This window comes from Dyella choica, from assembly GCF_003977665.1.
Taxonomy (GTDB): Bacteria; Pseudomonadota; Gammaproteobacteria; order Xanthomonadales; family Rhodanobacteraceae; genus Dyella_B; species Dyella_B choica.
Genome location: NZ_RYYV01000010.1, coordinates 136,234 through 149,341, shown reverse-complemented (window position 1 = coordinate 149,341; position 13,108 = coordinate 136,234). Strand labels below are relative to the sequence as shown.

General features: G+C 59.9%; 9 protein-coding genes. 3 read left to right on the top strand and 6 right to left on the bottom strand.

The window, feature by feature from the left end; all coding sequences use genetic code 11:
* Positions 1–177 precede the first annotated feature (177 nt).
* The 3 genes from EKH80_RS14570 (at position 178) to EKH80_RS14560 (ending at position 5,638) form a co-directional block, all read left to right on the top strand.
* Entirely contained in the window at positions 178–2,307 is a 2,130-nt protein-coding gene (locus EKH80_RS14570; protein ID WP_126685499.1) for a M13 family metallopeptidase, read from the top strand.
* A 361-nt stretch (positions 2,308–2,668) separates the two neighbouring features.
* Positions 2,669–4,840, top strand: coding sequence for a TonB-dependent receptor (locus EKH80_RS14565; RefSeq protein ID WP_126685498.1), 2,172 nt, complete (start codon positions 2,669–2,671; stop codon positions 4,838–4,840).
* 111 nt (positions 4,841–4,951) lie between these two features.
* Positions 4,952–5,638: a Fe2+-dependent dioxygenase gene (locus EKH80_RS14560; RefSeq protein WP_126685497.1), complete on the top strand. Its 687-nt coding sequence runs from the start codon at positions 4,952–4,954 to the stop codon at positions 5,636–5,638.
* Between the two features lie 27 nt (positions 5,639–5,665).
* Here the strand turns inward: EKH80_RS14560 and EKH80_RS14555 are convergent, their stop codons facing one another.
* The 6 genes from EKH80_RS14555 to EKH80_RS14530 form a co-directional block, all read right to left on the bottom strand.
* Positions 5,666–6,085: a type IV pilin protein gene (locus EKH80_RS14555; protein ID WP_329955486.1), complete on the bottom strand. Its 420-nt coding sequence runs from the start codon at positions 6,083–6,085 to the stop codon at positions 5,666–5,668.
* An 80-nt stretch (positions 6,086–6,165) separates the two neighbouring features.
* Positions 6,166–10,131 (bottom strand): pilus assembly protein, encoded by a 3,966-nt coding sequence (locus tag EKH80_RS14550; RefSeq protein WP_126685495.1) that lies wholly within the window; start codon positions 10,129–10,131, stop codon positions 6,166–6,168.
* Positions 10,132–10,206: 75 nt separating this feature from the next.
* The gene (locus EKH80_RS14545; RefSeq protein ID WP_126685494.1) at positions 10,207–10,740 is read right to left on the bottom strand and encodes a pilus assembly PilX family protein; all 534 of its coding nucleotides are present in this window, start codon (positions 10,738–10,740) and stop codon (positions 10,207–10,209) included.
* A 73-nt stretch (positions 10,741–10,813) separates the two neighbouring features.
* Entirely contained in the window at positions 10,814–11,809 is a 996-nt protein-coding gene (locus EKH80_RS14540; RefSeq protein WP_126685493.1) for a prepilin-type N-terminal cleavage/methylation domain-containing protein, read from the bottom strand.
* A 50-nt stretch (positions 11,810–11,859) separates the two neighbouring features.
* A complete protein-coding gene (pilV, locus tag EKH80_RS14535) occupies positions 11,860–12,378 on the bottom strand; it encodes a type IV pilus modification protein PilV (protein WP_329955485.1) in 519 nt (172 codons plus the stop codon).
* Entirely contained in the window at positions 12,369–12,941 is a 573-nt protein-coding gene (locus EKH80_RS14530; protein WP_126685534.1) for a GspH/FimT family pseudopilin, read from the bottom strand. The genes pilV and EKH80_RS14530 overlap by 10 nt, the downstream gene beginning before the upstream one ends.
* Positions 12,942–13,108 lie beyond the last annotated feature (167 nt).

The following is a 13,108-nucleotide window of genomic DNA, read 5'->3' as shown; positions in this document are numbered from 1 at the left end:
CAAACGGTCGCGCCCGGTGCTTACCCCACCCCTGACCTTTGACACTGGGTACACCATGACCTATGGCCTAGCGTGCGAGGTCATGGCCCGAATCGGCGTTGTACGCAGTGGATCGGCCAGCAAAACCCAAGGAGCGCCTGCGGGCGACTCCCACGACATCTTCTTAGAGGGATATCCATGACCTACAAGCATTTGAAGCCGCTGTTGCTCGCCGCGAGCGTCACCTTTGCCCTGGCCGCCTGCGGCAAGCAGGAACCAGCCCAGGCGCCGGCGCCGGCTCCGGCACCGTCGTCGAGCGCGCCGGCGGCCGCCGCCAGCGTCGCCGCCGCCAAGCCGGCCAGCGTGTTCGATGCCAGCGAGCTGGACGCGGCCGTCAACGCATGCCAGGACTTCAACAGCTTCGTCAATGCCAAATGGATCGCCGCCCACCCGATTCCGCAGGATCGCACCCGCTGGGGCGCGTTCGACGCGCTGGCCGAGCAAAGCCTGAACACTCAGCACGACATCGTTGAGGCCGCCGCCAAGAACATCGCGCAGGCCAAGCCGGCGTCGATCGATCAGAAGATCGGCTATCTGTACCAGGCCGGCATGGACCAGGACGCCATCAACAAGCTCGGCTACGATCCGCTCAAGCCGCAGCTCGCCCAGATCGATGCGCTGAAGACCCCGGCCGACATCGCCAAGTACATCACCGACCGCTTCGCCGACGGCGACAGCCAGGTGTTCGAGTTCGGTTCCGGCGCCGACTTCAAGGATGCGAAAATCCAGATTGGTTTCGCCAACCAGTCGGGCCTGGGCCTGCCCACTCGCGACTACTACTCCGATAAGAAGTACGCCGATATCCGTGCGGCCTACCAGGGCTATATCGCCAAGTCGCTTCAGCTGGCCGGCGTTGCCGAGGCCGACGCCAAGAAGCAGGCCGATGAAGTGCTGGCCTTCGAGACCAAGCTGGCGCAGTCCTCGCTTTCGCCCACCGAAATGCGCGACCTGGACAACCAGTATCACTTCGTCAGCGTGGCCGAAGCGAACAAGCTCACCCCGCACTTCAACTGGGGCGATTTCTTCAAGGCGCAGGGCGTGACCGTCGACAAGGGCTTCTCGCTGTCGCAGCCGAAGTTCTTCGCGCAATTCGACAAGCTGCTGGCCAGCGCGCCGGTTTCGCAATGGCAGGCTTATCTGCGCTTTCACGCCATCAGCAGCGCTTCGCCGTATCTGAGCACCGCCTTCCAGGACAACCGCTTCGACTTCTATGGCAAGACGCTTTCCGGACAGCCGGAGCAGAAGCCAGTGTGGAAACGCGTACTGGGCGCGGTCAACAGCTCCATGGGAGAAGCGTTGGGTCAGTTGTACGTGGCCAAGGAATTCACGCCGGAAGCCAAGCAGCGCTCGCAGGAACTGGTGACCAACGTGCGCGAAGCCTTGAAGGACCGCATCCAGCACCTGGACTGGATGAGCGACGCCACCAAGCAGAAGGCGCTGGACAAGTGGCAGAAATTCCTGCCCAAGATCGGCTATCCGGACCACTGGCGTAGCTGGGACAGCCTGGACATCAAGCAGGGCGACTACTACGGCAGCCTGATGGCCGCGGCCAAATTCAACTACCAGTGGGATATCGGCCACATCGGCAAGCCCACCGACCGCACCGAGTGGAGCATGACGCCACAAACGGTGAATGCCTACTATGATCCGAGCACCAACACCATCAACTTCCCGGCCGCGATCCTGCAGCCGCCGTTCTTCTATGCCAACGGCGACGACGCGATCAACTATGGCGGCATCGGCGCAGTGATCGGCCACGAATCCAGCCATGGCTTCGACGACCAGGGCGCGCAGTTCGATGGCGACGGCAACAAGGCCGACTGGTGGACGGCGCAGGACAAGTCGCAATTCAAGGCCCGCAGCGGCAAGCTGGTGGATCAGTTCAACACCTATGCGCCGCTCAAGGACAAGCCGGACCTGCACGTGAACGGCCAGCTGACCCTGGGTGAGAACATCGCCGACCTGGGCGGTGTGAACGTGGCCTACGACGCACTGCAGGATGCGCTGAAGAAGAACACCAGCGAAGCGCAGGACAAGATCGACGGCTATACGCAGGATCAGCGCTTCTTCCTGAGCTGGGCACGCGTATGGCGCAACAACACCCGCGAAAAGCAGGCGGAGCTGTATCTCAACATCGATCCGCACGCTCCGTCTTCGCTGCGCGCCATCGGTGCGCCGTCGAACATGCCGGCGTTTGCCCAGGCGTACCAGTGCAAGACTGGCGACGCGATGGTCCGCGACGGCGACAAGCAGGTGAAGATCTGGTAAGTCGCACCGCACTGCAACGGCAATGACAAAAGCCCCGCATTCACTGCGGGGCTTTTTTTCGTGGCTGGGATGCCCATCGTAGGCTGGGTTGCAAAACCCGGCATTGCCATGCGCGACGCTGAGATTGACATCCCAGCCTATCCGGCCACCCCACTTCTTCCACGCCCCTAGCCGCTAATACGGCAGATTTGGCTGCTTCACAGTTGCGTAACATTATGCAAGAATGGGAATGATTCGCATTTACAGAACGATCCTTACAGGCCGCAAGCGGGATTGAGTGGCATCGCCAGGCACAGCCGCGACGCACTCAAGCAGCCAGCCAAGCCCGTTCTGTCCCTCCCACCCTGCCGACTTCCTTCCCATGCCCGCTATCTTTTCCGCCGCGCCGCTGCAAACGGCCTTGCTGCTTGCCCTTACCCTCCCTGCCGCGCCATACGCACAAGGCACGCCTGCCCTAGCCGACACCTCCACTGAGCCGTCCAAGTCGAAAACCCTCGGTTCGGTGCAAGTAACTGGCAGCGTCATCGGCAATGACTACACCACCGACACATCGAGCATCGGTGCCAAGCTGCCGACCTCATTGCGCGACATCCCGCAGAGCGTGGTGGTGGTAAACCGCGATCTGCTCGACGCCCAAGGCGCTACCTCGTTGCAGGATGCGTTGCGCAACGTTCCCGGAATCACCATCGGCGCTGCTGAAGGCGGACAAATCGGCAACAACATCAACCTGCGCGGCTTTACCGCACGCACCGACATCTATCTGGACGGCTTCCGCGACCCCGGCCAGTACTATCGCGACGTGTTCGATCTGGACGCCGTCGAAGTACTGAAAGGGCCTTCTTCCATGCTGTTCGGCCGGGGCTCCACCGGCGGCGTGATCAACCAGGTCAGCAAAGAGCCCGAGTTGAAAGCGTTTGGGCAAATCAGCGCGACGGCGGGTACCAGCGACCGTTACCGCCTTACCGCCGACATCAATCAACCTCTGTCCGACAGCGCCGCCGCGCGCTTGAACATCTACGGCCAGAACATGCATGCCACCCGCGACGTCCTGAACAATCGCGACGGCGGCATCGCGCCGTCGCTGCGCTTCGGCATCGGCACCCCCACCCAGATCACGCTGTCGGCCTTGATCCAGCGCAACCACGACATGCCAGACTATGGTTTGCCGCCGGTCAACGGACGGCCTGCGCACGTCAATCCGAAAAACTGGTATGGCCTCACCGATGACCGCACCGTTCAAAGCGTCGATGAGATCAATGCACGCCTGCAACATGCGTTCTCGGACAAGTTGACACTGCGCACGCAACTGCAATTCAGCCAGTACAGGACCGATGCACGCGAAACCGCCGCCAACAGCATCGTTACCGCTGGAGGCGTGACGCTCAACCGAGCCCTTGGCAATCCCACCAGCCTGCCCCTGCAGGATCTATACGTACAACTGGCCAGCCACGACCGCGTCATTCACGACAAGCTGCTGGACAGCCAGACCGACCTGGTCAGCAAGTTCGACACCGGCAGTTGGCAGCACACGCTGGTTACCGGCGTGGAATTCGCGCGCGAGACGTACAACAACCAGACTTACACGCGTAACGGTTTGCCCCGCCTATCCTTGCTCGATCCGGTACAGCAAGCCACACCCGCCAACGTCACCACTACGGTGGGCAACTATGCGCAATCCGTCGGCAAGACGGCCGCTGTCTATGCCAATGACACCATCAAGCTCAACGAGCACTGGATGATAGTGGCCGGCGCACGCCGTGACCGGTTCGACGCGCACATCAGCAACACCTTTTCTGCGCCTGCTTATGCACAGCAGACGGTGTACTTCACCAGCGTACGCGGCGGCGTGATCTATCAGCCGAGCGAAAAGCAATCCTATTACGTCTCGTTCGGCACTTCGTTCAACCCGGTGTTGGAGCAACTCACGCTCACCAACGGCACGCAAAACCTCGCCCCCTCGAAAAACCGCTCCTACGAAATCGGCGCCAAGTGGAACCTGCTGGACGACATGCTCGGCATCAATGCTGCGCTGTACAAGCTGGAACAGACCAACGCACGCACGCAGACCTCATCGGGCGAATATACGCTCAATGGCAACATCCGCGTGCGTGGTGGAGAGCTTGGCGTAGTCGGACACCTCACCGACCACTGGCAGGTCTTCTCCGGCTACAGCTACATGGATGGAAAGATCGTAAAGGCGTTGGACGGCACCCAAGGCAATGTGCCCGCCAACACACCACGCAACACCTTCACCACCTGGACCACCTATAGCTTCGCACAGCACTGGGAAGCCGGTGGTGGCCCGACCTACCTGTCGCAACGTTATGCGGCGAATACCGACAAGACCAGCGTGGGCGGCTACACCCGTTGGGATGCGATGGTGGCGTACCACCAACCCCGCTATGACATCCGGTTCAATCTGTTGAACCTTGCCAACAAGCGCTATTTCGATGCGGTGATACCGTCGGATGGCGGGCGCGCCGTGCCTGGAGTTGGACGTACTGCACTGGCAACCTTCACCTACAAGTTCTAACAACGCGTGGGCTGGGTTGCGAAACCCAGCGTTACCATGCGTGCAACCCACGCAATGCTGGGATTGGCATCCCAGCCTGCGCGGAATCAGCCATCTCGCAAGGACGTCATCATGCTGGTCCACATTCCTGCCCTGCTCACCACCGGGCAAGTTGCGCACTTTCGTCAACGCCTGAACTCGGCCGACGCGCCCTGGGTCGACGGCCGCGTCACCGCCGGCCACCAGGGCACTCACGTCAAACAAAACCAGCAAATCGCCGAAGGCTCGCCGCTGGCCATCGAACTGGGCAACATCGTGCTCTCGGCCCTTGAACGCCATCCGCTCTTCATCAGTGCAGCGCTGCCCAACCGCATCTACCCACCGATGTTCAATCGCTATGAAAGCGGCATGCACTTCGGCAGCCACGTCGATGGTTCCATCCGCCTGCTGCCCGGCACCGCAGAAAAAATCCGCACCGACCTCTCCGCCACCCTGTTCCTGGCATCCCCCGAAAGCTACGACGGCGGCGAACTGCTGATCGAAGACACCTACGGCACCCAAACCGTCAAGCTTCCCGCCGGCGACATGATCCTCTACCCCGCCAGCAGCCTGCACCGGGTGAACCCGGTTACGCGCGGCACACGGCTAGCGTGCTTCTTGTGGGCGCAGAGCATGCTACGTGATGACGGACAGCGCAGCTTGCTGTTTGATCTGGATAACGCGATCCAACGGCTTACGGCCACCCATGCCGATGACGCAGCGCGAGTAACGCTAACTGGCATCTACCACAACCTGCTGCGGCAATGGGCGGATATCTGAGAAGCATTTCAGCCATGGTCTCAATGCTTACCAGCATTGAGACAATGTCCCAGTACCCGTGATATGCCGGGCGCCCGTCTGATCGATCCAGACCGTCGCGCAGGTCGTGTCTTTCAGTTGCAACGCCGAAGTAGGCGCAGCTTGTACGTTGTACGCTGATGTCGAGGCAGCTGCGGGCGCGAAGCTATAAGCGTAATTCTGCCCAGTCTGGCTAGCGGAAGAGCAATCGAGCACGGGCAAGGTGGCCCCCGAGTAAGTGAGTTGAGTCGTGTACAAACGCTCCATGTAATTGGCGTGCTCCGCCAGGCACGACTCTGCCGCCTTGCGATTGGTCTTGATGATGTACTGCTGATAGGCGGGCCACGCCAAGACGGCCAGGATCGCAATGACCGCCACCACGATCATCAGCTCGACCAAGGTGAAACCTGCCTGCCTAGCGCTGCTCACCTGCCCTTGCCGAGGCAATGGGCAGGCAACAGATTCGCAACGTTTTCCATGGCCCTTGCGTAGATTTATTTCGCTGTGCCTCATTGGTTCACGACCTCCTGCCAGGACACACGCTGCACACCCCCGGTCGAGCCCGAAGTCATCAGGTTGGAAGTATTGCCGTTGTCGAAGCTCATCAACATGTCGCTGCCCACGAAGATCGGATTGTTGGGCAAGGAACTGAAGCCCACACCAGCCACTGGCACGGACTTGCCACCGACGGTGACCATACCGCCGCTGCCATTGCCGGTGAAGAAAGCAGCCGTTGGATTGTCGCCGGTGAACGGATTGACTGCCATCACCCAACCACTACCGGACGGGGCGCAGACGTCCGTGACCACCGGGATGCGCGTGATGCCCAGCAGCAAGTTGCCCTGGAACTGATTGGGCGTGACCATGCGCTCGCCTTGCGCGTTGTAGCCGGTTACATTGCCGTTGCTGTCGAGAGTCGGCTGTTCCAAGTTCATATACCACCCGCGCCTGCCCGACATGTCACCGACCGCAGCGGTTGACACCACGCGCGCACCCAACGTTGGCGGGGTGGCGGAGGGGTTGCCATCCTGCTCATAGATGATCGAGCGCTGCACCAACTGGCTTTGCGTTGCCGGCAGCGCTGGGATGCTGCCGTCGGAGGTCTGTGCGATCACGCCGTACCAGCTCTCCACTTGTTTGTTGGGCAGGTCACCGGAACTCAAGTACTGACCGGTACCAAAGAACAGCCACACGTTACCGGTAACGGAATCCTTGCCTGCGAGCATGCCGGCCGTGATGGGTTGCGGATTACTACTGGCGTCCAGCGGCGTGGAAAAGATCAGCGAGCCTGCCGAAGTCAAGTCAGCAACGTAGCTGGTCGTCGCGCCGGAGCCATGGCCTACGGTCGTAACGTTATCCAACGGGAACGACCACACGTTGCCTAACAGATCACCGGCATAGGCCTCCATGCTGATGCCGTTGCCTGGGTTGTCCATCCATGCCACGGGCGCGGCAAGACCACTGCCAGTGCTAGAGGTATTGCCTCCGGCTCCGGCGCTGTGCACGCTGAGCGTACCGTTGTCGAGTTCAAACTCCAGCAGCGCAGCCGAACCTTTGGTGCTGTTATAGCCATTGCCAATCAGAACCTGCCAGTCCGTAACGGTACCGGCGTCCTGCACCTTGGCGATGACCGGCTTGCCCACCATCTGACCGATGTAGCCGCTATTGGTCTGGCCATCGCCGGTCGAACGTTCCCATAGTGGTTTGATGTTGGTCGGATCAGTAATGTCCAAGGCGTAGACAGCCTTGGCCAGGCCACGGCCCGTGGTACCCACCAGAATGGTGTGCCAGGACGAACCGTTGATCTGCGTAAGACTGGGCAGGTAGGCATCGGCAATGGTGAGTTCGCCGTCGTTGTAGTACTGGTGCGGCACCGTGCTGGTCGCCCCATAGTTGGGATCGCTCAGATTGGCAAGGCTTGCGGTAATCACCGCACCAGGTAAATAGGCATACACTTCCGCGCCGGTGTTGGCGTTGAACGCATGCAGCATGCCGTCATTGGCCGCCGCGAATACCAGCGGCGTACGCTGTGCCGCGGCGCTCGGCACCTCATTGCCGTTGGAATCGGTCGTGCCCGCAGCCCAGGCCACGAAGGAATCCGTGCCGGTGAAGGTCTGGTTTTCGTACTCGTTGGTGTTGGGAGCACCGGAGAACACTGGCTGAGAATCCACGATATCGCCCAGCGGGGTATCGCGATTGCGGAAGTTGCCGCTGTTCTTCTGCTCCAGCGTGTTGTCGCCGCGCAGGTAGTTGACCATATTCATCTGCGCGGTCGTAGTACTGCCCAATGCCGTCAGTTCGGCACTGGACAAAGTCGGCGCTGCGCTACCGCTGTTGATGAATGACACGAACTGTGAGCCTGCGGCGGCAGTGGGGTTGTACGTGACGATCTTGCGGTTGGGATAGGTGCTGACAGAGCCCGAAGATGTGGCGCTGCTATTTAGCACCGTCGCGGCGGTCCAGGTAGGCGTGGTACTGACAGCGCCACTGGTGACGTCGATCGGCAGCGATTTCAGGTCACCCTTCCACTTGGCTGTGTAGTAATTCGCCTGATAGGCAACCGTGCCATTGTTGAGCTGGGTGGAGTTGGCGGCCAGGCTGGCGCCCGTGCCCACACGCTCAGCGGCGCGCATCAGCGCATCGGTAAGGCCACTGGCAAACGTCTCCGGACTGGTCGCAGAATAAAAACCGCCATGGCCGTTCACGGCGGCGTGCGCGAGATCGGCAATGTTGTACAGCGAATTGCGCGAAGGCGTGGGCCAACTGAAATTGCTGATGGCCGGACCGGTGCCGCTGACCCAATTGAAGATCTGCTGCACTGTGGTGCCTGAAGGATTGATGCCGACCGGCGTGAAACCCAGGCCCATGGTGAACGTGGTCATGTGCTGCCAGAACGCCGGGTCGGCGGAATTGGTAGGCACTTCTGCTGCCATGGTTGGCTGCAAGTCGTTTTCCCAGTACTTCATGGCCACATCGGCCAAGGTATTGGAATTGCCGTCTGTATAAGGTGCAACCGGCTTGTAGGTGTATGTTTGCGCATTGGGCCCGTTGTTGGTGGGACCGTTACTGCCATCGGCATTGCCGGGAGGCCCTGCAGCGAGGGGGGCACCAGGAGCCGGCAGCGTGTTGGAGAAACTGGAATTGGACTCGTTCCAGAAACCGTCGGTGGTAAGAATGGTGTAGGCCTGTCGGCAAGCGATCAACGTGTTTGGGGACACCGACGATGGATCCGAGGACATCGTCTTCCAGGGCTGGGCGGTTTCGTAGTACCGGCCCATCTCATCCAATGCCACACGCAAGGGTGTACCGCCACTGGGTGACAAAGCGGACACCCAAGTCCAGAACGCGGATTTTTGCGTACTGCCAAAAGGTTGCACACTAGCGACCGTATTGGTGACCGACCCGCCATTACCACAGTCGTAGGTATCCGTGTACTGATAAACGGGCGACGAAGCGGAGTTCGGCACGTTGCTGGCATCGCCGTTGCATCCGCCATCGATGGAACCAAAGCCAACGCGGAACGACGAGCTGACCGTCGAAAACGCCGTCATCAAGCCACTCTTGGCCATCTGGATGCGCGTGTGGTAATACGCAAACCAGTTCGCGATGTTCAGCCCTGCATTCACGCCAACCGGAGCGACGGCACCGCTGGTATCGCTATCGGAGTAGCAATTGCTGATGGCGCCGCAGCCCTTGCCACCGGGCGATACGTAAAATTTGGTGTAAGGGCCTGCCGCCGGCCCGGTCGAATACTGAAAATAGTTGTAGGTCGGGTAGTACTTGAAACTACAGTTCCCTTTGCTATACGTATAACCACCAAAACTGTTCGGCGTGCTGCTATAGATATTAGAGCAAGCGTTATTGCTGGCTGCCGAACCGCTATAAGTCGACGCTGTCGAACTAGTGACCGAGGTCGAGTAGTACAAAGGGTAGTTGCCGTTCTCGGCCTCACCCGTAACGTCGTAACTGGTGTACTGAGTGAGGTCCGCATTGCCATTACCCGTATTGAACCCGTCAAGCGGGACCGAGGTAATGTTTGCACCCGTCAGCGGATAATTTGGATAGTACGTGCCATCGGACTTGACCGGCGCCAGATAAGTCACCTTGGGGTTGTAATAAAGGCCGTTGTTGCTTGCATCGATCAGCGCGTCATTGTTGGCGGACTGAAAATAGTCGACGCCCTGGCCATTGTTGGGATTGGTGCCGTTGTAGGTACCCGTACATGTCACACCGTACAGATAGCACATGTCCGGCATGAAGTCCCAGACCATGGAACCTGAGTCGTCGATCATCACCATGATGTTCGGCGGAATGGTCGGCTGCAGCGTCAATGGCTGCTGATCCACCGTCGGAACGGTAGTAGCCGCCATCGCCGGCGCGTTGGCGACACCCACCATCCAGACGACCAGTACGGTGCTCAGCAACCGGCCCAGGGTATGGCCAAAAATACGGCGCCATGGCGATGTCTTATTCATATCGGCTCCGTTTCGAGATGGTTCGGCGCCACTCGATGCGAGGTATTCTTGAGTGTGATTCATGCGCATATGCCATCAACCCTGCTTGATCACCGCTTGCAGTATCACTACGGCGCGGTCTTTCACTACGGACGGATCGCCACTGCGCGCTGTAATGCGGTAGTACACCGCAGTGGACGAGGAACCCTGCACGCCGTAGTTGCGCGAGTTGGCCGTGTTGCCGAAACCGGTATTAGCGTTCTGGTCGACCCAGTTGCCCATGTTTTCCACCACGTACTGCGGCTGATAGCCCGCTGTGGCGCCTGCGGTATAGGCACCGGCCGAGGTGCCGGCAGAAACCGGGTGGATGGCGCTGCTCGGCAAGGTGGAATCGTTGAATGGGTTAGGCAGGCAGGTTGTGCCAGCAGTTTGGCAGTTGTGCCAGACCAACGCCGGCTGGGTCGGAATCAGTACCGTGGCCGCACGAACCGCGGCCTCGGCGTTCTGAATCGCCACCTGGCGGTCGTACAAGTTGCTGGCCATTCGCTGCTGCATCATGGTGCCGCGCATGGCGGCCAGCCCTACAAGCGTGATCAGCAGCAGCAGGACCATAGCCACTATCAGTGCCATGCCGCGCTGCGCACGAGCGCCGATGGAACAGGAACGGGCTGGCGACCTGCGAAAAACATGTGGCGCTTTCATTTCATTGCACCCGGTTACGTACGGTAGTCGTAGAAGTGAAGGATCTGCTGAGCGCGGTGGAATTGGTCACGTCGGCACGCAAGTTGGCGCTCTTCACCGTGAGCTGGATTTGTGCGGCGTCGACCGCGGCCCAGTTGGTCATTAAGGCAGCCGTTTTGAAGGCAGTGTTGGGCGGCTGCAAATACTGAACCTTCATAACGGTGACATTGCGCACCATTTCCTGCGGCGCAGCCGCCACGCCCCCGGTACCATGCCCCACATTAAGGCGATACAGCGATTGGCCGCCCACTGGATTGGTGCCGATATACCAGGTGTTCGCGGTGAGCACCGCTATGCGCGCATTGCTCTGGAAGTCGTAATGGTTGCCGTTGGGGGTACACAGGACGGGGTAGCCCAGTTCCTTCGAGCAGTTGCCGATGCTGCCGGTACCCATATTGTGCACAACAGTTTGATTACCCGAATAGTTGGTGATCTGCAGGATCGTGGCGTGATCGAAATCGCACACCATGATGAGGTCGTTGGCAGCCAGCTGGCTGGTTCCCGCAGTGATGTGAATGTTCGCGGAGCTGCCTTGACCGCTGCCTGGCGTAAACGACACAGTCACGTCCGTAAGCGCGGTGCTGAGCACATGCACTGAACTATTACCGGCCACCGGCGCGCCAACACCGGTGAGACCGTTCAGCGCAGGGTCGGTACTGGCGTCATCGTAGCCATACAAGGCATCGTTCCAATTCGTGTACCACAGGGTGGAGTTGCTCAGTACGTTCGCGATGCGCCCGTTGGTGTTGTCGCAGCCGGTAAGACCAGCATTGCGTAGATCACGCGCAAGCAGCTCAAACGCAGTGCGCGACCCGTCCTCCACGTCACCGAGTGCATCGTTCGTACGGTAAGTCTGTTGACCGGCCAGGAACACACTAGTGACGCCACCGATGACGATCAGCCCCAGCAGCATCGCCACCATCAACTCGACGAGCGTGAACCCACGTCTACGGCGCATCGAGTTAGCCGCGTAGCGCCGTTGCTCGTTGCGTACCATCAATCGCGCGCTCATAGCATGGCCTTGGTGACGAATTGCTGTTGAGTGCTGCTTTGGCTAGTCGTTCCCGTATCGCCAGCACGGCTGTCGTCGAACTGGATGGTAACGGTGCATATCGCGGTCGTCGTACCGGCAGCAGCGGTGCACGCGATCGTGCTGATGGTGCTGGCAGTCAGACCAATCGGCAGCAGATCGATGCTGCACCATTGCTTCAACTGCGATTGGGCCAGCGTGCCCGAGGTGGTTGGGCAGGCATTTCCCTTGATGGTGCCGTTGTAATTGCCAGCCACTGCATTAGCCCTATCGGCGCGCATCGCATCCAGGATCGAATAGCTGGCGATCGTGGCCATGCTGCGTACCATCGCGCTGTTGTTGGTGGACAACGAACGTGCTTGCATCGCTGCCACGGCGAGAAAGCCGATCGAGAGCACCAATACAGCTATCAATACCTCGATCAGGCCAACGCCGGCCTGATGCCGGCCGCCGATCCGCGTGGATCGGATGGCTTTTGGATTGCGCATCATGGACATGTCGCAGTGCTCGTGGTCGAGGTGATGATCGAACCGGTCGCCAACTGGATCTTGATGTGATTGTTGCTGCTGAGCGCGGTAGTACAGATATCCGCCAACGCTGTCGTAGCGGTGTCGCTGTAGGGCGTGGTTGAACCCGGCGCATAACCCAGGCCATCGCCATGGAAGCGGATGGCGGCGAAAGTGCCGGAAATCTGCACCGGCAGCTGCAGATCCGGCGGTACCCCAAACACCGTCGCCGTGGAGGCAGGCGTCAACTGCACAAGCACTACGCCACTGTTGGTGTTGCACGCAGTGCCGAGCGTATCGGAGGTGTTGGTGGTTGCACTATTGCTGCAGAACTGCGTGTAGGCGTTGCGCTTGATCGCCTCCATGCGTGCGGTGTTGAGCCCGGCGACGATTTCGTTGGCGGCGGTGGTAAGCCGGTTCGCGTTGATCATGTTCTGGAAGCTGGGCGCGGCGATCGCCGCGAGAACGGCGAGCACAGCCAGCGCGATCATCAGCTCGACCGTGGTGAAACCCCTGGCACACCTGGGCGGCGCGCTTCGCAACGAAACATACATGAGACTCCCCCCTCCTGTACGTGGGTTTTAGTCTACGCAGGCGTTTGGCTCCGACCAGTACTTAGCCCCTTAAAAATAGGCGTTTTCTGATAAATGGCAGGGTTTTTCCGACGAGCGGACAGAACCGCCCCCGAAACTGAACCGCCGGATAGGTGAATTTTTTGTTC

Excerpts from the sequence above, each read along its gene's own strand:
- EKH80_RS14570 (WP_126685499.1), top strand. The coding sequence starts at position 178 with ATGACCTACAAGCATTTGAAGCCGCTGTTGCTCGCCGCGAGCGTCACC.
- EKH80_RS14565 (WP_126685498.1), top strand. The coding sequence starts at position 2,669 with ATGCCCGCTATCTTTTCCGCCGCGCCGCTGCAAACGGCCTTGCTGCTT.
- EKH80_RS14560 (WP_126685497.1), top strand. The coding sequence starts at position 4,952 with ATGCTGGTCCACATTCCTGCCCTGCTCACCACCGGGCAAGTTGCGCAC.
- EKH80_RS14550 (WP_126685495.1), bottom strand. The coding sequence starts at position 10,131 with ATGAATAAGACATCGCCATGGCGCCGTATTTTTGGCCATACCCTGGGC.
- EKH80_RS14545 (WP_126685494.1), bottom strand. The coding sequence starts at position 10,740 with ATGGCACTGATAGTGGCTATGGTCCTGCTGCTGCTGATCACGCTTGTA.
- EKH80_RS14540 (WP_126685493.1), bottom strand. The coding sequence starts at position 11,809 with ATGCGCCGTAGACGTGGGTTCACGCTCGTCGAGTTGATGGTGGCGATG.
- pilV (WP_329955485.1), bottom strand. The coding sequence starts at position 12,378 with ATGTCCATGATGCGCAATCCAAAAGCCATCCGATCCACGCGGATCGGC.
- EKH80_RS14530 (WP_126685534.1), bottom strand. The coding sequence starts at position 12,941 with ATGTATGTTTCGTTGCGAAGCGCGCCGCCCAGGTGTGCCAGGGGTTTC.